18 protein-coding genes are annotated in these 21,246 nt (G+C 42.9%); 16 read left to right on the forward strand and 2 right to left on the reverse strand.

Annotated features, from left to right (window positions below; all coding sequences use genetic code 11):
- Positions 1–444 precede the first annotated feature (444 nt).
- The 7 genes from HMPREF3208_RS00910 to HMPREF3208_RS00940 all read left to right on the forward strand — a co-directional run bounded on the left by HMPREF3208_RS00910 (position 445) and on the right by HMPREF3208_RS00940 (position 7,577).
- Positions 445–1,539 carry a hypothetical protein gene (locus HMPREF3208_RS00910; RefSeq protein ID WP_064346814.1) on the forward strand — a complete coding sequence of 365 codons (1,095 nt, stop codon included), beginning with the start codon at positions 445–447 and terminating at the stop codon, positions 1,537–1,539.
- Positions 1,529–2,260, forward strand: a complete 732-nt coding sequence (locus HMPREF3208_RS00915) for a hypothetical protein (RefSeq protein WP_004136512.1) — start codon at positions 1,529–1,531, stop codon at positions 2,258–2,260. The genes HMPREF3208_RS00910 and HMPREF3208_RS00915 overlap by 11 nt, the downstream gene beginning before the upstream one ends.
- 54 nt (positions 2,261–2,314) lie before the next feature.
- Positions 2,315–3,655, forward strand: a complete 1,341-nt coding sequence (gene rmuC / locus HMPREF3208_RS00920; RefSeq protein ID WP_016636774.1) for a DNA recombination protein RmuC — start codon at positions 2,315–2,317, stop codon at positions 3,653–3,655.
- 58 nt (positions 3,656–3,713) lie between these two features.
- Positions 3,714–4,562, forward strand: a complete 849-nt coding sequence (locus HMPREF3208_RS00925) for a type I phosphoribosyltransferase (protein WP_064346762.1) — start codon at positions 3,714–3,716, stop codon at positions 4,560–4,562.
- A gap of 56 nt (positions 4,563–4,618) precedes the next feature.
- A complete protein-coding gene (locus HMPREF3208_RS00930; protein WP_064346763.1) occupies positions 4,619–5,425 on the forward strand; it encodes a TrmH family RNA methyltransferase in 807 nt (268 codons plus the stop codon).
- A gap of 146 nt (positions 5,426–5,571) precedes the next feature.
- Positions 5,572–6,591, forward strand: a complete 1,020-nt coding sequence (locus HMPREF3208_RS00935; protein WP_064346766.1) for an ATP-binding cassette domain-containing protein — start codon at positions 5,572–5,574, stop codon at positions 6,589–6,591.
- Complete coding sequence (locus HMPREF3208_RS00940) at positions 6,588–7,577, forward strand: ABC transporter permease subunit (RefSeq protein WP_064346768.1); 990 nt, start codon at positions 6,588–6,590, stop codon at positions 7,575–7,577. Before HMPREF3208_RS00935 ends, HMPREF3208_RS00940 begins: the two co-directional genes overlap by 4 nt.
- Positions 7,578–7,725: 148 nt before the next feature.
- Here the strand turns inward: HMPREF3208_RS00940 and HMPREF3208_RS00945 are convergent, their stop codons facing one another.
- A complete protein-coding gene (locus HMPREF3208_RS00945; protein WP_064346770.1) occupies positions 7,726–9,276 on the reverse strand; it encodes a thiol-activated cytolysin family protein in 1,551 nt (516 codons plus the stop codon).
- A gap of 522 nt (positions 9,277–9,798) precedes the next feature.
- Between HMPREF3208_RS00945 and gatC the strand changes: the two genes are divergently transcribed.
- From gatC to rho, 7 genes are all read left to right on the forward strand, one after another.
- Positions 9,799–10,095: an Asp-tRNA(Asn)/Glu-tRNA(Gln) amidotransferase subunit GatC gene (gene gatC, locus HMPREF3208_RS00950; RefSeq protein ID WP_004126322.1), complete on the forward strand. Its 297-nt coding sequence runs from the start codon at positions 9,799–9,801 to the stop codon at positions 10,093–10,095.
- Positions 10,096–10,101: 6 nt separating this feature from the next.
- Positions 10,102–11,643 (forward strand): Asp-tRNA(Asn)/Glu-tRNA(Gln) amidotransferase subunit GatA, encoded by a 1,542-nt coding sequence (gene gatA, locus HMPREF3208_RS00955; RefSeq protein ID WP_016636496.1) that lies wholly within the window; start codon positions 10,102–10,104, stop codon positions 11,641–11,643.
- 32 nt (positions 11,644–11,675) lie between these two features.
- Positions 11,676–13,175, forward strand: coding sequence for an Asp-tRNA(Asn)/Glu-tRNA(Gln) amidotransferase subunit GatB (gatB, locus tag HMPREF3208_RS00960; protein WP_064346771.1), 1,500 nt, complete (start codon positions 11,676–11,678; stop codon positions 13,173–13,175).
- 220 nt (positions 13,176–13,395) lie between these two features.
- Positions 13,396–14,313: a GNAT family N-acetyltransferase gene (locus HMPREF3208_RS00970; protein WP_064346774.1), complete on the forward strand. Its 918-nt coding sequence runs from the start codon at positions 13,396–13,398 to the stop codon at positions 14,311–14,313.
- Positions 14,310–14,624 (forward strand): DUF2469 domain-containing protein, encoded by a 315-nt coding sequence (locus HMPREF3208_RS00975; protein ID WP_004105898.1) that lies wholly within the window; start codon positions 14,310–14,312, stop codon positions 14,622–14,624. Before HMPREF3208_RS00970 ends, HMPREF3208_RS00975 begins: the two co-directional genes overlap by 4 nt.
- A gap of 91 nt (positions 14,625–14,715) precedes the next feature.
- Positions 14,716–16,335: an NAD(P)/FAD-dependent oxidoreductase gene (locus HMPREF3208_RS00980; RefSeq protein WP_064346775.1), complete on the forward strand. Its 1,620-nt coding sequence runs from the start codon at positions 14,716–14,718 to the stop codon at positions 16,333–16,335.
- Positions 16,336–16,651: 316 nt separating this feature from the next.
- On the forward strand, positions 16,652–18,550 hold the full coding sequence (rho, locus tag HMPREF3208_RS00985; RefSeq protein WP_064346776.1) for a transcription termination factor Rho: 1,899 nt from the start codon (positions 16,652–16,654) through the stop codon (positions 18,548–18,550).
- A gap of 82 nt (positions 18,551–18,632) precedes the next feature.
- On the opposite strand, the gene HMPREF3208_RS00990 is transcribed toward rho, so the two are convergent.
- Positions 18,633–19,847 carry a pyridoxal phosphate-dependent aminotransferase gene (locus tag HMPREF3208_RS00990; RefSeq protein WP_064346777.1) on the reverse strand — a complete coding sequence of 405 codons (1,215 nt, stop codon included), beginning with the start codon at positions 19,845–19,847 and terminating at the stop codon, positions 18,633–18,635.
- A 554-nt stretch (positions 19,848–20,401) separates the two neighbouring features.
- Between HMPREF3208_RS00990 and HMPREF3208_RS00995 the strand changes: the two genes are divergently transcribed.
- Entirely contained in the window at positions 20,402–20,863 is a 462-nt protein-coding gene (locus tag HMPREF3208_RS00995) for an Lrp/AsnC family transcriptional regulator (protein WP_016636503.1), read from the forward strand.
- A gap of 7 nt (positions 20,864–20,870) precedes the next feature.
- The gene (locus HMPREF3208_RS01000) at positions 20,871–21,215 is read left to right on the forward strand and encodes a chorismate mutase (RefSeq protein ID WP_064346778.1); all 345 of its coding nucleotides are present in this window, start codon (positions 20,871–20,873) and stop codon (positions 21,213–21,215) included.
- Positions 21,216–21,246 lie beyond the last annotated feature (31 nt).

Here is a 21,246-nt window from a genome sequence, read left to right on the forward strand (position 1 = left end):
TTTTTAACTGAATTCAGATTTTTTACGAAAAATCATAAGAAGTGCACAATTGTTTCACATATTATGTCCCCATTATCTCTAATAAGCAGTTGTGTTTTTAGCTTATTTTTGATTGCATATCCTATTTTTTTGGGTGTGGCAAATTTTTTAGCGCATAATAATAATTATGCGCTTTGGTTAAGAATTGATGTCACGTGGATGCATTGTTTGTCTGATATTGTTGCTTGCATTTTTGGCGCATGGTGTTCATGTAAAGCTTGCTCGCCCAGATGTTTGGTTAATCCTGCGTGGTGTGCAGGAAAATCAGCCAGTCGTTACGCTATTCCTATACTAAAAGGCGCTATACTGTGCAGTTTGTTATATTGCGTAAGTATATTGCCAACAGTAATTCAGAGTGATGTAAATATTACAAATTTCCCGTATTTTCCACTATTATGTGGAGGCGTGACGCCAAGTGCATTTTTTGCAATTGGTTTTACTTTAGGAGTAATTATTGGCAATCGTTGGGCAATTGTATTCTCAGCTTTATTATCTTTTGCAATAATTTGGTGCTGTATTTATGGCGTCATTATAATGCGTAATGGCGCCATACCTCAGGGAGATATTTTTCCTAGATATTGGGGTAGTAGTTTATACGCAATACTTCCAGTGTCGGATGCTGGTATTGGTGCTGAGCCTGGTTTGCGTATGAACCCATGGTTGGTGACTTTGCGCATATTCTTTGTGTGTGTTGTTATCGTTTCATGCATTCTTTGTTGCGCGCATATTAGATATTTTTGGCAAAAGGGATCTTATTGGCGCATAAAAGCAATAAGTCTTTCTTTAATTATGCCAATAGTATGTGCTTGTTGTATAGCTATGTGGGGTCCAAAACCTTGGATTCGCTCTGGACCTTTTGTGCCTCAGTGTACGACGTTTAAAGATACTGCTTTTTCTGTTTGTGTACATCCTGAAGAAGCTTATATTCGTAAACTTCGTGCTGTTAAACATTTGAAAACTGTTGCTTCTTGGTTTCCTAAGAATCAGAGAGATTCGCAAGGCAAAGGAATTGTGCTTGTGCTTGGAAATGCGTTTACTCCAACAAATACTGAAAAATCTTGGAATCTTACTAATAGTGGTTTAATAAAGTTACGTAATCTTAAAGCTACTGTTATTCAACAACAAACAGATACATTTGTTAGGCGTTCTGAGAAATATGGTGATATGACTGGTATCGCTCAAGAAGTGTTACAAAGATTTGTGCCTGCAAAATGTGCATCAAGTGCTATGAAAGAAGTATATGTAAAAAAGAATCTTGATTCAAACGCTTCTGTTACAGCATTTTTGCTTGCTCAGCTTCCTTCTCGTATAAGTAATGATGTGTATGGGTCATACGGATTTATTCCAGGTGAAGCAAACGATAAAGTGGCTATGAGTATTAATAATGCTGATGATGCTAAGCTGAAACAATTTGTAAAAAATCATGTTAAAGAACTTAATCAATGCCTCATAACTCCACAACAAGTCTTATCGGAACTTGGTGATAAGCATGAAAAATAATTTTCGCGCTTGGCTTGAAGGTAGGCATTATATTGTTGCAATCGTTGCAATCTTATTGTCCGTAGTCCTTCCCTCTTTAATGCTTGTTATATTCAGATCATTTGTAACGCAGTTGCCAGTTTATGTTGGTTATATTTGTTTGCCAGATTCTGCTAATGTGCATAATGCGGTAGAAGGTATAACGTTCCAATGTCAATCTGGTAGTAGTGTTGTTAATTTTGTTGTTCCTCTGTATGAAGTTATTGTAGTTGGGTTTATTGCCGCGGCATTCGTTTGCCTTGCTCCGATTATGGTATCGTGGGAACGTTTCGTGATGAAAAGGTTGCGAATATATGCATTGAGTGCTGCTTTATTGTGTTTGTTTGTTTCATTCGGCGCTTCAGTGTTAATTGTTCGTATAATTGACTTGCAGTTATTGAGTACATTGCAGATGATTTTAGGTAATGCGTGGATTGATATTGTGCTAATAATGATTGGATTAGCATGTTTTGGAAGGTTTTACGGCCTTGCATTTGGCGTCTTTTTAGCGGTGATGAACATTGCCACACAAGGTTTGCAAAGTAAAATTGGGTTGATTTTGCGATGGTATCCTTCTGGAACTTTGCCTGTAATTCCTGGACAATCCATATTGTTATACGTCATTGTTGTGCTTACTGTAATTGCAGTTTGCCTATGGAGTGGCACGTGTGGACGTGGATTGCTTTATTTTGAACGTGCTTAAAATGCGTGTTTAATTATGTTTTAAAAGTCAACTCAATAGTGTTTAATAGAACGTATGTTCGATAATATTGTGATGTTTGTTTTAATGGTGGTTGCTGTAGCAATAACCGCTGTTATTGTGCTGGCTATTGTTAAGCACAACTCTGGAACGCAAGGCGCTAATGGCGTAAACCAGCGCGAATTTAACGAATTGCGCTCGCAGTATGAACAAGCGCGCGCTCAAGCTCAAGAAAATGGCAATCAGGCTATACGGTATCGCACGCAAGCAGAGCAGCTTGCTGAGCGATTAAAGTTTGTTGAAGCAGAACTTGTTAAAGCGCAGCAAGCAGAGCAATTGCGAGTGAATCGCGAAGAACAATTGCGCGCAGAGCGAGAAGAACGCGAACGGTTAAATCGTGAAAAAACTTTGAAAGAGCAAGGTAAAGTCTTGGAAGCGCTTGCTCCAGTAAAAGACAATCTCGAAGCATTGAAGAATAAAGTTTCGCAGATTGAAGAAGGGCGTAAGCAAGAAATGGGCGTGCTGAGCACTCAGCTTAAAGGCTTAAGTGAGCAGCAAACAAGGCTTGACCGCGAAACAAGTTCGCTTTCTGCAGCATTGCGAAATAATAAGGTTCGCGGAGCTTGGGGTGAGGCTCAACTAAAGAATATTGTGGAATCTGCAGGCTTGCTTGAGCATGTTGATTTTGATACGCAGGTTGTTGTAACTGGAGTAAATGGCGAGCAGCAGAGGCCAGATATGGTTGTGCATCTGCCAGGAGGCAAAACAATTCCAGTTGATGCAAAAGTTCCGTATGCGGATTATCAGCGAGCTTGCGAAATCCCAGATAATGCAAGTGACGAAGAATTAGCTAGAAGGAGCGAGCTTCTCAAAGCGCATGCTAAGGCTTTGCGAGAACACGTGCGAGTATTAGGAGCTAAAGCGTATTGGCAGGCTTTTGAAACAGCACCAGACTTTGTAGTTGCATTTATTCCAAACGAAGCGTTGCTTCAGGCGGCTCTTGAAGCGGATCCAACGCTTATGGATGATGCTTTTGCGCAAAAAGTAGCACTTACTTCACCAGTTACTTTGTGGGCTGTGCTTAAGTCTGTTGCGTACGCATGGCAGCAGCAAAGTCTTACAGATGATGCAAAAGAACTTTTCGATTTATCTAGAGAATTGTACGATCGCTTTGCGGTTCTTGGAGAAAATGCTTCAAAACTTGGCGTATCTTTGGCAAGAACAGTTGCAGCTTACAATAAGTTTGCTTCTTCGCTTGAGTCTAGAGTGTTGGTAACAGCGCGTAAACTTCAGAAGTTAGACCAAAGTAAAGTTATTGCTTCAATAGATCTTATTGACTCTGATAAAGCTGATGTTAAAGAGCTGAGCGCTCCAGAAGTATCAGTAGAAGATCGTTAAGCATAAAAACATTAAAGCATCAAAAATTGAACAACTCTAAACGCTAAGGAGTGCAAAAATGGCAGAATTACAAGAGGAACGCGCGGAACTTAAACGCATGCTTTGTTCGGATATGAGTGCGAAACCATTTAGCGAACTGTTTTCTGTTACATTTGCTCAGCGCGGCTCTAAGCTAGTTGGTGATGTTCTTTTTGATGCAATTGAGAAAGCTGGGTATTCGTTAGAGCGCGATGTTGACGCTGTTGGTGCGTTAACTGCTGCTGCTGTGCCGATGGTTTTTGCGCTTATTCATGCTGCAGAACGTAAAGGAATTGCACTCGACGGCTTTGTTATGGATTTTGTTTTCCCTGCAACAAAAGGTCCATCTGTTAAAGGCAAGCGAGTGCTGTTGCTTGATTCTTGGCTTTCTGAAAAATCGTATGTTCAAACTTCTTCGCTTGTGACTTTACGACACGGAAATGAATTAAGTCTTGATTTTGGTATTGTTCATCAGCAAGGCGCGCAAATTCTTGCTATAGTTGCATTAATTGGTGGTGTTGACGCCGACGAACAAGGCACAAGGCATCTTCAATTAGTAAATCCAATAAGTGAGGAGAGTACTAAAATGGCATTTGTTCAAGCTTTCGGTGAAGAAGAATTACGTGCAGATGCAGATCACGAAGATTGCTGCAACGATCATTGCTGTGGTGGTCATTGTGAGGTTAAATGCACGGGTGATTGCGCTCATGATGGTTGCACTGAGCCATGCTGTGAAGATAACTGCTGCGGTGGCCATTGCAAGGTAGAGTGCACTGGTGATTGTGCTCATGATGGTTGCACTGAGCCTTGCTGCGAGGATAACTGCTGTGGCGGTCACTGCAAGTCAGGTTGCACAGGAGATTGCGCAACTGACGGCTGCCAAGACTAGTTGCAAAGACTAGATGCCAATACTAAGCAAAAGTATTAACGGAGCAAAACTTATACATGCACGAACCGAATCCAATTACTTTGGCTGCAAAAGCTTCCGATGAGCCAGAATTTCGACCTATAGGAGTTGGCCCGTGGGAAGAAGAACACCCAGGTGAGCCTCGTCCAGATAATCCAGAATCGCCAAATTATGATGCGCGGTTTAGCACTGAATTACTAGACGAAGGCGACCAGCGTAACGTCTTAGACCGCTACCGATACTGGAAAGTAGAAGCTATAAAAGCGGATCTCGATTCTAAAGGCCGTCATGAGTTTGAAGTAGCTGTAGAAAATTGGACTCACGATTTCAACATAGGCTCTATGGTTCGCACTGCAAACGCGTTTACTGCGAAAAAAGTGTATATCGTAGGGCCTCATAAATGGAATCGCAAAGGCTCGTTAATGACTGAGCTTTACCAATACGTTGAGTGCTGCCCAACGATTGAAACTCTAGTGACTAATTGGCGCGAAGATATGCTTAAAGAAGCAGAAGAAGCGCATCAACTTTTGCTGAAAGCACAAGCAGAAGGCAATAAAGAAGCCGAAAAAATCGCAAATATCAAGGAACAAGACGCTAAAAACGCTCGCGTTATAGCGCTCGATATTATTCCAGGCGCTGTTGCTATGGAAAACTACAAGTTCCCTAAACGTTGTCTTATGCTTTTTGGTGCAGAAGGTCCAGGTCTTTCTAAAAAAGCACTAGAAATGGCGGATGACGTTGTTTATATTTCGCAATTCGGCTCTGTTCGCTCGCTAAATGCAGGAGCTGCTGCGGCTGTTTCCATGCACGCGTGGATTGCGCAGCATGCAGCACCAAATTGCTGAGTCTTAATTAAAAACTTAATTAAAATCTTAATTAAAATTTCAGCAGCAGAATCTCATCAGTAATGTTAATTAAAACGCAATAGCATGTACTCATAAACGTTTACATTTAATGTGTATTTTTTTTTTATTTGTGATACTGTTAATTTATGTTAGAATTCCAACATATTACAAAGCGTTTTGGCGAAAAAACAGCGCTTAATGACGTTTCTTTCGTCGCCGAAGACGGTAAAGTCACGGGCTTTTTGGGCCCTAACGGCGCTGGTAAATCTACTACCATGCGTTGTGCGTTAAATCTTATTCATGCCAGTAGTGGCACTTCTCTTATTGACGGCAAACCTTATGCAAAAATTGCCTCTCCAATGACGGAAGTTGGAGCAGTTCTTGATGCAAAGTCTGCTCACAGGGGTCGTACGGCTTACAATCACCTGTATTCGCTGGCTTTAACTCACGGAATATCAAAAAAGCGCGTTGATGAAGTGATTGATATTACTGGTTTATCAAGTGTTAAAACCCGCAAAGCAGGCTCCTTCTCGCTCGGTATGAGCCAGCGTCTTTCCATTGCTGCAGCGCTTTTAGCAGACCCACACAATCTTATTTTGGACGAGCCAATTAACGGCTTAGATCCAGAAGGCGTTAAGTGGGTTCGTGAATTATGCAAGTATTACGCAAGCGAAGGCCGCGCAATACTACTTAGCTCGCACTTAATGAGCGAAGTTGCGCTTACTGCAGATAACCTTGTGATTATTGCGCATGGCGAAATTTTGGAGCGCACAACAGTACAAGATTTTGTTGACGCACATTCGCAGCACGCTGTGCGACTTGTAACTCCAGAAGGTGAAAAACTAAAGTCAGTGCTTGCTCAAAACAATCCTGAATGCAAGATTTTGCAAGATACTCGCACTCCTCAAGATGTTCAAGAAGGCGAGCTTTTTAGAATAACAGGATGTGAGCTTAATCAGCTTGCTCGCGAAATTGCGGATAATCAAATTTTGGTATATCAGCTAGATCAAGAGCACGCATCACTTGAGGAAGCATATTTGGCTCTTACGCATGGTCAAGAGCAGTACGTAACGAAGGCTGTTCCTAGCAGCGGCGCGAAGCCAAGTGAACAAAAGACTACTGAGCAAAGCGCAACGCAATCTAACAATGATGGGAGTGCAAAATGAGTGAGCAAGTAGCAAACCAACAAGTGCAATCTTCTGAGTTCAATGCACACCAATCCAACGCGTACAAAACAGGCCGCAGCATGAACGCTCAACACTTGCGCCTAACATTTATGCACACGCTTAAATCCGAGATTGTTAAGTTGCGCGGACTCGCGTCAACATGGTGGTGCATGGCATTAGCTATTGTTTTGCCAGTAATCTTTAGCTTTATTATCGCGATTGTGCAAAAAGCAATGTCTAAAGTTGACATTAAGAATGGAGCAAATCAAGGTAGATCAAGCGCTGCAATTACTGTTGGGCCAAGCAATAAAAGCAGCCTTATTGCATCTCAAGATAGCATTTTCCACTTAGTTATTAGTTTTGCTTCTGTATCTTTGATTGTTTTGGCGATTTTTGCAGTGCTTGCTGTAACCGCGGAACATTCTACGACTTCAATTCAGGCTTCTCTTACTGCCGTACCTCGAAGGGGTATGTTCTTTACGGCTAAGTTTATAGCGGTTGCAATCTACGTTTTTGTAGTGCAACTTATTGCAATGGCAGTTTCGTTAGCTGCTGCAGAATTAGCTTTTATGGGAGATAACATTTCCGGATTATCTGGAAGCAGCGCGTGGAAATTGCCTCTTACGCTGTTTCTTGGATCTCCTGCAATTATGGTTGTTGTAGCAGCAATGGCGTACGGTTTTGGCATGATTTGCAAGTCAACTGCTGGCGGAATTATGTGCGTTATTGGAGCCGTGATGATTTTGCCTAGTGTTGTTAGCATTATTATGTTTGCGAGCAATTTCGCGAAGTGGAATTCAATACTTATGCAGCTTTTGCCAGCCGCAGCGGTAGAGAAATTCTTGGGCGGCTCCCCTAATTCGGGTGCACAGCTTCCACCAAACGCATATATTTTCACATGGTGGCAATCAGGCTTGGTGGTTCTCGCTTGGGGCGTAATCATGTATGCAATTGGCCACGTTGTTGAAAAGCATCGCGATATTTAAATCTCTGCAAATAATATTTTGCAAATAAAATTTAACAAATAAAATAAGGGCTTTATCTCGTAACTGGCTACAAGATAAAGCCCTTATTTTATTTACTTTTCTATTTTTCTATATTTATTTTTTCTATATTTAATTATGTGCTATGAGTTCAGTCATTCTTCACAGTTTCAGATACATGTGGCCATAAGGTCGTACCCCAGTTGGTAATGGTGCGCTGACGAACGAGTGGCAAATCGGAGCGATCGTACACGGTGCGCCATGGTTCCCAAACTAAGCCGGTCTTTTCTTGCAGCTTGATACGAAGGTTGCGTACATTACCCTTGAACTGGATAGTTGTATTGAAGTGAGATGTGCGGTACTTGCCGTTGCCTTCCCAAGCGCGAGAACGCACGTAAGGAGTGCCATCAATCTCAGTGCCGTACTCATCCCAGTAGATATAGTAACGAGCTACGTAAGCTCCACGGTGATCCAAAGTCAAATAACCGTCGCGATAAGAAGAAACCTTGGTTTCAATATAGTCGCTATTGGATTGCAATGTAGCTACTTCGTTATCCTTAACGAAAGAAGTAGTGTAAGCAATCGGTACAGCTGGGCTGGAGGTGCTCAAGTTAGCACCTTCCTGAATCAAAGACTTCAGCGTATTGATATCGCCAGTAATAACTTTAGCTGCACCGTTAGCGCTACCGCCGAGGATTACAGCGGTTACAGAAGTATTCTGCAAAATGCGGTGGAACTCGGTATTTGGCTTAATTTCAACACCCTTAATAGCGGCTTCCACAGCAGCCTGGAAATCAGTGCTCTTGCTGCGGGTATCAAACTTCACATACATAGAGCGACCGTAGGATACGTTTGAAACATATACTGGAGGGCGCTTGCTATCAATGCCGCGGCTCTTCAAGTTTTCTGCTGTAGTGCATGGTGCGAAGAAGTCAGCTGGGCTATCTGGAGCGTCAACGCTTACTGTGTAGTAAGTTTGTTTGAAGTTCACAATTTGAGTCTGCTTCTCACCCTTGTGCACAGCGTCGAAATCAATCTTCAGCGGAACGCCAATCTTCGCAAAATCAGCACCGAACTTAGCCTTGAGCTGATTCATGCTTTGTGCGCTTGCAGAATCGTACTGCATGCGAGCAGCCACATGATGGCTTGCAGCATATTGTGCATTCCACTTGGAAACTAAGCCGTTCACAGCGGAAGTTACAGAGCTCTTGGTTGGGCGCTGAACAGTTACAGCACTTTCGCCGCCGTGGAATCCTGGCAAATCAACGCTCAACGTGATTGGAGCGCGGTTTGCAGAAATCAGGCTTGGCATATTGTCCATCAAATTCTTATCAGCACGGAAAAGAGCACCTGGGTATACGCGATCATCGTTGGCGGAAGTAACCGACAAGTTTGAAGTTGTGTTTGTGATGTTCTTCTTCTGATGCTCAACAACAACGAATTCGCTGCCATTGTTGAAGCTGTCGCTTGAGAATTTGTTGTCAATGGTTTCGCCATGACGTGCGAGAATATTTGTTTTATCGTATTGCAAATCCCACAAATAATTGTTCAGAGCATCCTTGCTAGCTGCGCAGGATGGGGTTGGTTCTGGGGCTTTTGGTGCAGGAGCAGCCATTGCTGGCGCTGCCAAACCTTGTGGGAGAATAGTTGCGCCGGCAAGCAACAACATTGCTGCATTACGGTAGAACTTTATCTTCTTCATATATTTCCTTCTATTTTTTAAAATATTTTCGATTATTATTTTTCAGATTATTGTTCTTGTGAGAGGCTGTAATTTATTTGCTTCTGTGCATGATATGCTTCTCTGCATTAGTTTTAGCATCTCACATCACCTGATTATTACATACTTTTTTATTTATGCGATAGAGAGCTAAAATAAATTTTCATACTTTAAACAAATGCTTAAATATTGCTGAAATACCAACATTCTTCCATTACGCCATTTTTGAGCTTACGGCGTGTTGGGATAGAATGAACTGCAAATTTCGCCATTTTTATACGTGATAATTTTGTGAAAATATATGTAAATGTATGCAATAATCAATATCTGCGTGATAACCGACTCTCTTTTTAAATATCGTCATACAATGTTCTCTTGAAAAGATGGATCAATAATCTAGTGCGCATTTCAGGAAAATATTGCTGCAATAATGTGTGTAAAGCTTTTATCCACATTACTTTTTCTGTTATGCGAAGGTCACGCATCACACATATAGTTGAGGTTATGCCTACATTCACACGCGAAGAAATTGAGCATCTGGGAGTTCTTTCCCAGATTGCGCTTAGCGACGAAGAAATTAGTCGCTTGCAGGGCGAATTGAACGTCATTGCAGAATCTATTAATAAAGTACAGGAAGTTGCTGGCGAAGATGTGCCACCTACTGCAAATCCTGTGCCTCTTGAAGCGTATTTGCGCCCTGATGTGCCTGCTACGCCATTAACTCAGGAGGAAGCGCTTTCTGGCGCTCCTAAGAGCGAGTCTGGCATGTTTGTAGCGCCTCGCATTTTGGGGGAGGAATAAAATAACATGACTAATACTCAAGATTTAGTGAAGCTTTCTGCTGCTCAAATGGCTGCAGCAGTCAAAGCTAAAGAAGTTTCTAGTCGCGAACTTGTTGAAGCTCACTTGTCGGTCATTGAATCTGCAGAACCAGAAATTAAGGCGTTCTTGCAGGTGTCTGCAGATCAGGCTCTTGAGCAGGCAGATGCGTTTGATGCCAAGAATGCTAAGGGTGAAACTGAAGGTTTGCCTGAGTTAGCTGGTGTGCCAATTGCAATCAAGGACATGATTGTCACTAAGGGCATTCCTACTACTGCAGCATCTAAGATTCTTGAAGGCTGGGTTCCGCCTTACGATGCTACTGTTATTGAAAAACTTAAGGCAGCTGGTATGCCAATTCTCGGCAAGACTAATTTGGATGAGTTTGCTCAGGGTTCTTCCACTGAACATTCTGCTTATCAGACGACTTGCAACCCTTGGGATACTGAGCGCGTTCCAGGCGGCTCAGGTGGCGGTTCAGCAGCTGCTGTTGCCGCATTCGAAGCTCCTATTGCTTTGGGTACAGATACGGGCGGTTCTATTCGCCAGCCAGGTGCTCTAACTGGTACCGTTGGCGCAAAGCCAACTTACGGCGGCGTTAGCCGTTTTGGTGCAATTGCTATGGCAAGCTCCTTGGATCAGATTGGTCCTGTTTCTCGCACTGTTCTTGATTCTGCTTTATTGCAGGAAATTATTGGTGGTCATGATGAGCGCGATTCCACTTCTATTCCAGCTCCAGTTCCTCCAATGGCTCAAGCGGCTCGCGAAGGATCTCGCCGTGATTTGAAGGGCTTGAAAGTTGGTTTAGTTAAGGAGCTTAGTGGCGACGGATTCCAGCCAGGCGTTGAAGCACGCTTTAATGAGGCTGTGCAGCTGCTTAAGGATATGGGTGCAGAGGTTACAGAAGTTTCCTGTCCTCATTTCCCGTACTCTTTGGCTGCATACTACATTATTATGCCTTCAGAAGTAAGCTCCAACTTGGCTCGTTACGATGGTATGCGTTACGGTTTGCGCGTAATGCCACCAGCCGATAAGCCTCAGACAGCTGCGAATATGATGGCTGCAACTCGTGAAGCTGGCTTCGGCGACGAAGTAAAGCGTCGTATTATTCTCGGCACTTACGCACTTTCCGCAGGTTATTACGATGCATGGTACGGTTCTGCTCAAAAGGTTCGTACGCTTATTATTCGCGATTTCGAAGAAGCGTTTAAGAAGGTAGATGTTCTCGTTTCTCCAACAAGCCCTACAACAGCATTTAAGTTTGGCGAAAAGATGAACGATCCGCTTTCCATGTACATGAATGATATTGCTACGATTCCTGCAAACATGGCTGGCGTTCCAGCTTTGAGCCTTCCAGCTGGCTTAAGCGACGATGGCCTGCCTGTTGGTATTCAGATTATTGCTCCGCAATGCCATGATGAAAAGATGTACAAGCCTGCAGCAGCGTTGGAAGCAGCGCTCGAAGAGCAGTGGGGCGGTCCAATTTGGAAGTCACTTAAAGCCGGCTGGCTCGATTCATTGGCTAAGTAAGGTTAAGTAAAGCTTAAGTAAGAAGGATTCTCATGGCTGAAAAACTTATGAAATATGCCGATGCTGTGGAGCAGTTTGATCCAGTATTCGGTTTGGAAACTCACGTTGAGCTTTGCACTCGCACTAAGCTGTTCTGCCCAGCAGAAGTGTCGTTTGGTGGCGAGCCAAATACTCAGCTAACTCCTGTAAGTCTTGGTTTGCCAGGCTCTTTGCCAGTTGTGAATAAGACTGCAGTTGATTACGCTATTAAGCTCGGTTTGGCATTACATTGCGAGATTGCCGAGTGGAGCCAGTTCGCTCGTAAGAACTACTTCTACCCGGATATGCCTCGCGATTACCAGATTTCCCAGTACGATAAGCCTACTAATGGCAATGGTTACTTGGATGTTGAGCTCGAAGATGGCACCGTGTTCCGTGTGCCGATTGAGCGCGCTCATATTGAGGATGATGCTGGTAAGAATACGCACGTTGGCGGTGCTGACGGTCGTATTGAGGGTGCGAACCATTCTTTGGTTGATTACAATCGTGCAGGTGTGCCGCTTATTGAGATTGTAACTAAGCCAATCGAAGGTGCAGGTTCGCGTGCTCCAGAAATTGCTGGTGCTTATATGCGTGCTATTCGCGATATTGTTCGCGCTCTTAATATTTCCCACGCTCGCATGGAGCAGGGCAATATGCGCGCTGACGTAAACGTTTCGCTTCGTCGCAAGCCAACCGATCCATTTGGTACGCGTTCCGAAACTAAGAATGTGAACACATTCCGCGGTATTGAAAAGACGCTGCAATATGAGATTCGTCGTCAGGCTGCTATTTTGAGCGAAGGCGGCGAGATTTTGCAGGAAACTCGTCACTGGGATGAAGCAACTCAAACCACTGCTGGCGGTCGTGTGAAGTCGGATGCTGACGATTACCGCTACTTCCCAGATCCAGATTTGGTTATGCTTCATATCACGAAAGAGCATATTGAGCGCATGAAGGCAGAGATGCCAGAAATGCCTCGCGAGCGTCGTAACCGTTTGCAAAGCGAATGGGGTATTAGCGATCTTGAAATGCGTGATATTTTGAACGCGGATGCTCTCGATTTAGTTGAAGAAACCGTTAAGGCTGGTGCAAGTGCTGCTGGTGCTAAGAAGTGGTGGCTTGGTGAGCTTGCTCGCGAAGCAAACACTCGTGGTGTGACTTTGGAAGAACTGCCTATTACTCCGCAAGACGTGGCTGAAGTTGAAAAGCTCATTGCAGACGGTAAGCTTAACGATAAACTTGCTAAGCAAACTGTTGCTTGCGTTTTGGCTGGTGAGGGCAAGCCTGATGAAGTTGTTAATAAGCACGGATTCAAGGTTATGAACGACGATGGCGCTTTGGAAGCCGCTGTTGACGCTGCTCTTGCAGCTGATCCTGAAGTTGCAGAAAAGCTTAAGGCAGGCAATATGAAGCCGATGGGTGCAATTATTGGTGCTGTTATGCGCGCAACTAGAGGTCAGGCTGATGCTAAGGCTGTTACCAAGATCGTAATGGCAAAAATTAAAAACTGAAAACAATAGCATCAAAAGTGTTGTTGCTATGCACAAAAGATGCGATTGATGCATAAAAGTAAGTGCTGCGTGCTTGCTGCAAGAGCAAATTGAGTTTGTTATGCGGCAGGTGCGCAGAATTTACTTTTGAATGGCACTTCTGTGTGCCTTCTCCTTTGTAGATTACCATATATTATGCGAGTGGGTTTGGTGCCCAAAGGCGCAATGCAAGTAGGTGAGTATGCAACAAACCAGTGACGGTGTGAACAACTCTCGTGAGTTACCAAAATCGATAATAATTCCTCCAATTCGTGGTGAAATGGCAAAGCTGCGTCCTGCAACTTGCGATGATTTGCAACGAATGGATGAACTGTGTGCCTTCGATAAAGCATCGGTTATTACCGGTAAAGATTCTCAGTCAGAGCGAGCAATGGTGCATGCTTGGGTTGAGCGTTCAGTTCAATGGTCTCATGATGGTTTTAGCGACAGTAAATTATCTGAATTATGTCGTTTTGCTGGTGATGTGCAATCTCGTCCTACCATTGCCTGGGCAATTGTGCCAGACATGTTAGATGATGTTGAGAATACTTTTGGTGCCATTATTGGCATGATTTTTTTGATTGATATTGATGGATGGTCGCGTTCTGCGCGTATTCAAGTTGTGCTTGGTAAGGATTATCGAGGACGTGGATATTCTAGGGACGCTATGCCTAGAGTAATGACTTATGGCTTTGCATCAGAGCCAGCAGGTCTTGGATTACATCGTATTTGGGTTGGTGTTCCTGCGACTAATACGCGTTCACTTTCTGTATACCAGTCTCTTGGTTTTATGAAAACTGGCACTGCGCGCGATGCTTTATGGGATGCTCAAAACCAGAAATACCAAGATTTTGTAGTTATGGATACGCTTGTCGATGAGTATGATGCCATCCGTTCACTCGATGCTTTTGGATTACACGTGATTGAAGAAAATCCTGGTGTTGTTGAAGCATTGAGTGCTCATGAACATTCGGTGGCTATACCTGTGCGCCGTGATAATCTTGATGATGCGTGGCCATATAATACGAGTACTGCGGAAGGAACTTCTTCAAAGCGAGCGTGGTGGCGTATTATAGGACGCGGTCGCAAACGTAATGTTAATACGGAAGGGAAGCAATGAGCGCCGAAGATCTCGACAACTATGAAACTGATGCCGAACTTGCGTTATATAAAGAATATCGTGATGTTATTAAACTTTTTACGTACGTTGTAGAAACAGAACGACGATTTTATCTAGCTAATAAAGTTGATTTTAATGTTCGTTCTGCAGGTCAAGATGTGTATTTTGATGTGCAGCTTACTGACGCTTGGGTCTGGGATGTGTATAGACCTTCGCGTTTTGTTAAAAATGTTCGCATTGTAACTTTTAAGGATGTCAATGTTGAAGAAGTGCAGAAAACAGATATTGATATTCCTGAGTCTATCGCGTGATGCGCGTATGCTTAGTAAGGATATATAGAGATTTTACTTAACATTGCAAAGTGTTTTAGTAAAAATTGATGTATGAAAATATGGAGGACAAGTGACGGATACACAATCCCCAAAGGAATCTGTGGTAATTATTGGTGGCGGTCCGGCAGGGTTGACGGCGGCCTGGGAACTCGTTAAAAATGGCGGATCTGAGCACTATGACGTAACAGTGCTTGAGGCTACACGTGAATTTGGTGGAATCTCACGTACAGTGAGGTATAACGGTAATCGTATGGATATTGGCGGTCACCGCTTCTTCTCGAAAGATGATCGTATTATGCAGTGGTGGCGAGATATGCTCCCATTGCAAGGTGCGCCTTCTTATGATGACAAAAAGCTTGGGCGTCATCACGATTTAGAAGCTGGCGGTCCTGATCCTGAAGTTGAAGACGAGGTGATGTTGAAGCGTCACCGTGTCTCGCGTATTTTCTGGAATCATCATTTCTTTGATTACCCGATTTCTCTTTCTGCAGCAACCTTGCGATCTATGGGCTTTATGTTGACCATGAAAGTTGGCTTTAGTTATTTATGGTCAATGATTCATAAGCTTCCAGAAACGAATCTTGAAAACTTCTATATTAATCGTTTCGGCAAGAAATTGTATTCTATGTTCTTTGAGGGGTACACTGAAAAGCTTTGGGGTCGCCATCCAAGTCAGATTTCTGCTGATTGGGGTGCTCAACGTGTTAAAGGTTTAAGCATTGTAGAAGTGCTGAAGAATGCATTTTCTAAGTTGATGCCTAAGAAGAATGGTAAGAAGAAGGAAGTAGAGACTTCTTTAATTGAGGAATTCTGGTATCCAAAACTTGGTCCAGGACAGTTGTGGGAAACGGTTGAGCGTCGCTGCCGTGAAAATGGTGCAACTGTGTGCGTGGGAACTAAAGTAGTTGCTATTAAGCAAGCTGAAGGTAAAATTGCCAGCGTTATTATCGAGGATGTTCATGGTGAACGTTCTGAGTTGCATGCTGATCAATTCATATCTTCTATGCCAATTAAGGATTTAGTTGCTGCCCTTGAACAAGGCGCTGATGGTGACGCAAATGTTGAGGTTCCAGCTGAAATGCAGCGTGTGGCTCAAGGTTTGCCTTATCGTGACTTTGTTACAGTTGGTTTGCTCGTTAAACGTATGCGTTTGCGTAATACTACAACTATTCCAACACTTGGTAATCCACCAATCGTTCCGGATTGTTGGATTTATGTGCAAGATCCGGGCTATAAGGTTGGTCGTTTACAAATTTTCAACAACTGGAGCCCATATCTTGTTAAGGATGTTGACAACACTGTTTGGATTGGTCTTGAGTACTTCTGTGAAGAGGGCGACGACTTCTGGAATATGAGTGATGAAGAAGCCCGCAAGATGGCAATTGATGAATTGACTCGTATGCAAGTTATCGATGGTGAGTCCGATGTTTTGGATGCGCATCGTGAGCGAGTGCCAAAAGCCTATCCAGCGTACTTTGATACATATGCACAAATGCCTGAACTTATTAAGTATTTAGATAGTTTTGGTAATTTGTATTGTGTTGGTCGTAATGGTCAGCATCGTTACAATAATCAAGATCATTCCATGGCAACCGCAATCGAAGCGGTGGAAGACATTCGTACTGGTGAAACTTCTAAAGATAATGTGTGGTCTGTGAATACTGAAAAGTCTTATCACGAAAAGAAATAGTAAGTATTTATATGCGCTAACTTTTGTTTAAATGAGCGCATAATTTGTAGCATTAAGTAAGAAGGCGTCAATAATGGTGGCATTGTTCATCATTATTGACGCTATTTATTTAAATATTTAACTTATAATCTAAAAAATATTAAACTTATGGCGCGTCGTGTCGTATAGCGTCGTTGAGCTGTAGTAGCATACATACTGTTTGTTGTTATGTACATTGTTATGTAATAATGACGAGTTCGTGACGGATTTTTCCGTAATCTTCCATGTAAAGGCTTGCCGGTATTCTATTCCGCGCGAGTTAAGGAAAGGTAAAATTGTGGCAACAGGCCAGAATCTTGAAAAAATGAAGCTTTCAGAATTGAAGGATCTTGCAAAGCAAATGGGTTTGCGCGGTACGTCGACGATGCGCAAACCTGAATTGTTAGCTACATTAACAGCTGCGCGCAATGGGGGAGAAGCGCCTGCTGGAGTGAGTGTTCGTATTCCTCGCAATAGCGCGAATACTAATAAAGCTGCAGATGTGCTTGTGGAAAATGAAGACGTTCAGGCATCGAACGATGAGGACTTAGAAGCTTTGGAGACGTTAGTTCCAAATGCTACTTCGGAGCGTCGCTATCGTGATGAAGCAGATTTTGGTGCAAAAAATTATAGACGTGACAACAATCGCGGCAATACATTCCAGCGTCGTCATAATGCAGATGAACGTGATAATCGTGATCGTCGACAAGAAAGCATGGATTCGCGTAATTTAGATCAGATTTTAGCAACTTTGCCAGGTGATGAGGCTCGTGCTGATACTGAGTCGCGTCGTCAACGTGGCTCTTCCCGTGATTATGATCACGAAGATCAAGCCAATCGCGCAGATCGTTTCCAACGTCGTATGCGTGGTCGTTCTCGTGATTATGATGATACGCGTGCAGATTATGCTGAGCGTACTGACCGTATGAGCCGTGACGAGCGAGATGAACGTCGTACAGATTGTAGTGAGCGTAATGAGCGTATGAGTCGCGAAGAACGCGATTCGAGAGAATCACGACGTGAAGAAATTCAGGAAGAATTAGTTCCAGTAGCAGGTATTGTTGACGTATTAGAATCATATGCATTTATTCGCACGTCCGGCTACTTGCCTGGTCCTAATGATGTCTATGTTTCAATGAGTCAAATTAAAAAATATGGCTTGCGTAAAGGTGATGCTGTACAAGGTTCCATTCGTGCTCCTCGTGAGGGAGATCGTAGAAATCAGCGTCAAAAATTCGTGCCTTTGCAAGCAATTGACAGCATTAATGGCATGAGCGTAGAGGAATCGCAGTCTCGCCCTCAATTTGCAAAATTGACGCCACTATATCCGCAAGAACGATTGAAGCAAGAAACTACTGCTAATCGCATGTTAGGCCGTGTGATTGATTTGATTGCTCCAATCGGTAAGGGTCAGCGTGGTTTGATTGTGTCGCCGCCGAAAGCCGGTAAGACGATTACACTGCAAAATATTGCTAACGCTATTACAACTAACAATCCTGAAGTGCATCTTATGGTAGTTCTGGTAGACGAGCGTCCAGAAGAAGTTACTGATATGGAACGTACTGTGCAGGGTGAAGTTATTTCTTCTACTTTTGATCGCCCAGCTTCTGACCATACTACGGTTGCTGAGCTTGCTATAGAGCGTGCCAAGCGTTTGGTAGAACTTGGACAGGATGTTGTTGTCTTACTGGATTCGATGACCCGTTTGGCGCGTGCCTATAACATTGCTGCGCCTACTTCCGGCCGTATTCTTTCTGGTGGTGTGGATGCTCAAGCATTGTATCCTCCGAAGAAGTTCTTCGGAGCTGCTCGAAATATTGAAGATGGTGGTTCTTTGACGATTATTTCTTCAGCATTGGTAGAAACTGGTTCCAAGATGGATGAAGTAATCTTTGAAGAATTTAAGGGCACTGGCAATATGGAACTGCGTTTGAGTCGTGATTTGGCTGATAAGCGTCTCTTCCCAGCGGTGGATATTAATGCTTCGGGTACTCGTCGTGAAGAATTAATTACGCCAGCTGCTGATTTGCCGGTTATTTATCGTTTGCGTCGCCTCTTTGGTGGTCTTGAAGCAGAGCAAGCATATCAGACTTTGATTCCACGATTGAAGAAAACTGCTTCAAATCGTGATTTCTTAGCTGCAATAATTCAACAAACTAATGGTGCTGCTAATACTTCATCATCAACTATTGCTTAGTGAATGAGTAAATAATTGCCCCCAGTGCGTGCGTTGGGGGCAATTATTTGTGTAATACAACGTAATACAAATTATTGAGTTACTAATTACTATTTGCGGCTTGGGCTGCTTGGTGCACTTCAGCAAAACGCCGCATTCTTTCTACTCCTTCGCGTAATTCTTCTGCTTTGCCTGCGTAAGAGAGTCGCACAAATCCGCTTCCTTCTGCGCCAAATGCTTCACCAGGAACAACAGCAACTTTTTCTTCTTCCAAAAGTTTTCTACTAAATTCTTCAGAAGTTAATCCAGTAGGTCGTATGTCAACAAAAACATAAAATGCTCCTTGTGGTTCAATAAGGCGCACAGCTTTACAATCTGCCAGTACTTCCAAAACTAAACTGCGCTTTGTACGATATTCTTCGCGCATTTCGCGCACATGATTTTGCGGTCCAGTGAGCGCTGCAATTGCGCCGTATTGTGCAGTGGAGTTTACAGATGAGTGCATCATTTCTGCAATTTTGCTGGTTTGCTCAATAATATTGCTTGGTGCTAGCAGATAGCCAATGCGCCAACCAGTCATTGCATAAGTTTTTGATAAACTCTCTACAATAATAGTGCGATTTTTCATACCTTCGACAGCTGCAATAGAGGGTGCTACCGCTTCGCCAATTGGTTCGGATTCGGGGCTGCTTGCGAATACAAACGGATGATAAACTTCGTCGGAAATTACCCACAAATCAAATTCTTGGCATACTTTTGCTACTTCTGCGAGTTCTTCTGCACTAGTAACAGCGCCTGTTGGGTTGCATGGTGAGTTGATAATGATTGCGCGAGTATGTGGGGTAATTGCCTTGCGAATTTCGTTTGCATTAATATGCATGCCATGCTCTGGTTGTAAGGCAACTGTGACAGGTGTAGCGTCGCACATTAATACTTCTGCGTCGTAAGAAGTGAAATATGGTGATGGAATAATAACTTCATCGCCTGGATCCACTACAGCTTTAATAGCTAAATATAAACCAATGGTTGCGCCATCAACGGCTTGGATTTCAGAATTTGCGTCATACGTTAAACCTTTTACGCGTTGTGTATAGCAGGCAGCAGCATTACGAAATTCCGGTATTCCTAACACGTCTGTATATTTTGTTTTGCCTGCACGCAGAGATTCGCATGCTGCGTCAACAATGTGTGAAGAAGCAGTTTCCCCTGGTTCGCCTAGACATAACGAAATGGCATCAGGTATTTGTTCTACGCGGTCAAATACGTCTCGAATACCTGAGCGAGGTATCGAGGTTGCGTGTTTTGCTACGGCAACCATATTGTGCTCCTTCTGTAATAGTTAATTGTTGATTTTTATGAAGATGATTACAGTTAATTGTTGGTATTATAGGCTTTGTTTGCATCTTTTATGTTGATTATGAAATATAATACCAGTACTGCTTACAAGAGTATGCTCATATGCTAATCATACATAATTAAAAATGATTGTTTGCAAATACTAGGTAGGCAACAAGAGTCAAGCAATCAAGCATTAAGGAACAATATTTTCTGTATACGAAGTTTCAATAGTGATTATTTTTGCAAAAATCTTAATAAAATAGAATGTGAAAATTTTCTTGTATATCGCACAATTTTTCTCAATCTTTCTTATGAAGAAACTATATTTCCTGTGCAAACCTGGAAAAATAGGGTAAAATCTTCACAAATTTATTGTTTCATGTGTTCGTTATTTGTCGTAGAAACTTTATTTTTTGTATAACTTTGTTCTTTTTCTGTAAAAAATACGGTACTATGGGAGTGACTGCAAGGTGGCGCTAGCTTAGATTCATTTATAGATTCTCAATTCAGCGTCGATGGGAGAATGGAGGACGTATGACCGGAAATCCTCATAAATCTGAAGTTAACATGGTGATGGATTCAACTGACGGAATTATCGTAGATATTCTCGAACATGATGGTCGTGCAACATTAACGCGTTTAGCAAAAGCATCAGGTCTGTCTGTTTCCGCGGTACAATCGCGTGTGCAGAAGCTTGAGCGTAAAGGTATTATCACTGGTTATCGTGCATTGATTGATTACGAGCGTCGTGGTTTACCGGTAAGTGCTTTTGTGTCAGTTACGCCGCTTGATTTTGGTCAAGAGGCAACGATTCCTACAAAACTGCGTGACATACCGGGGATTGAAGCATGTTATTCGATTACTGGTAGTCCGAGTTTTATGTTGGTAGTGCGTGTAGCAACTCCAAGTAAGCTAGAAGAACTTATTAACACAATTCACCGTATTGTGCCAGTGAGTACCGAAACTACTATGGTCTTGCAAACGTATTTCGATTAATTATAATATGTGTGATTTTTCTGAAACAACGATTGACGCTCGCGATAATTCGTCAAATACATGCTGCAAAGATGCTGCAGAAAAGATTATTGCGTTGCGTCAATCGATTGATAATATTGATGGTGCTGTTGTTGCACTGTTAGCTGAGCGCTTTAAAATTACCCAACGCATTGGTGAGATTAAAGCTCAAGCTGGTTTTGCTCCTGCGGATACTCGCCGTGAGCATACGCAGGTGAATCGGCTGCTAGACCTTGCAAAAACAGCCGGATTAGATGCTTCGATTGCCGTGCAATATCACGAATTTGTCGTTACAGAAGCCAAAAAACGTCATAAGCTGTTGAATCAAAATTAGACTTACTGTGGCGCGCATATCGCTGTAGCTT

Source organism: Gardnerella vaginalis (assembly GCF_001546485.1).
Taxonomy (GTDB): Bacteria; Actinomycetota; Actinomycetes; order Actinomycetales; family Bifidobacteriaceae; genus Bifidobacterium; species Bifidobacterium vaginale_D.

What these genes read in the sequence shown, in the direction of transcription:
- gatC (WP_004126322.1), top strand. Translation starts at nt 9,799, where the DNA reads ATGCCTACATTCACACGCGAAGAAATTGAGCATCTGGGAGTTCTTTCC.
- HMPREF3208_RS00925 (WP_064346762.1), top strand. Translation starts at nt 3,714, where the DNA reads ATGGCAGAATTACAAGAGGAACGCGCGGAACTTAAACGCATGCTTTGT.
- rmuC (WP_016636774.1), top strand. Translation starts at nt 2,315, where the DNA reads ATGTTCGATAATATTGTGATGTTTGTTTTAATGGTGGTTGCTGTAGCA.
- HMPREF3208_RS00935 (WP_064346766.1), top strand. Translation starts at nt 5,572, where the DNA reads ATGTTAGAATTCCAACATATTACAAAGCGTTTTGGCGAAAAAACAGCG.
- HMPREF3208_RS00970 (WP_064346774.1), top strand. Translation starts at nt 13,396, where the DNA reads ATGCAACAAACCAGTGACGGTGTGAACAACTCTCGTGAGTTACCAAAA.
- HMPREF3208_RS00930 (WP_064346763.1), top strand. Translation starts at nt 4,619, where the DNA reads ATGCACGAACCGAATCCAATTACTTTGGCTGCAAAAGCTTCCGATGAG.
- gatA (WP_016636496.1), top strand. Translation starts at nt 10,102, where the DNA reads ATGACTAATACTCAAGATTTAGTGAAGCTTTCTGCTGCTCAAATGGCT.
- HMPREF3208_RS00940 (WP_064346768.1), top strand. Translation starts at nt 6,588, where the DNA reads ATGAGTGAGCAAGTAGCAAACCAACAAGTGCAATCTTCTGAGTTCAAT.
- HMPREF3208_RS01000 (WP_064346778.1), top strand. Translation starts at nt 20,871, where the DNA reads ATGTGTGATTTTTCTGAAACAACGATTGACGCTCGCGATAATTCGTCA.
- HMPREF3208_RS00975 (WP_004105898.1), top strand. Translation starts at nt 14,310, where the DNA reads ATGAGCGCCGAAGATCTCGACAACTATGAAACTGATGCCGAACTTGCG.
- HMPREF3208_RS00995 (WP_016636503.1), top strand. Translation starts at nt 20,402, where the DNA reads ATGACCGGAAATCCTCATAAATCTGAAGTTAACATGGTGATGGATTCA.
- HMPREF3208_RS00945 (WP_064346770.1), bottom strand. Translation starts at nt 9,276, where the DNA reads ATGAAGAAGATAAAGTTCTACCGTAATGCAGCAATGTTGTTGCTTGCC.
- HMPREF3208_RS00990 (WP_064346777.1), bottom strand. Translation starts at nt 19,847, where the DNA reads ATGGTTGCCGTAGCAAAACACGCAACCTCGATACCTCGCTCAGGTATT.
- HMPREF3208_RS00915 (WP_004136512.1), top strand. Translation starts at nt 1,529, where the DNA reads ATGAAAAATAATTTTCGCGCTTGGCTTGAAGGTAGGCATTATATTGTT.
- gatB (WP_064346771.1), top strand. Translation starts at nt 11,676, where the DNA reads ATGGCTGAAAAACTTATGAAATATGCCGATGCTGTGGAGCAGTTTGAT.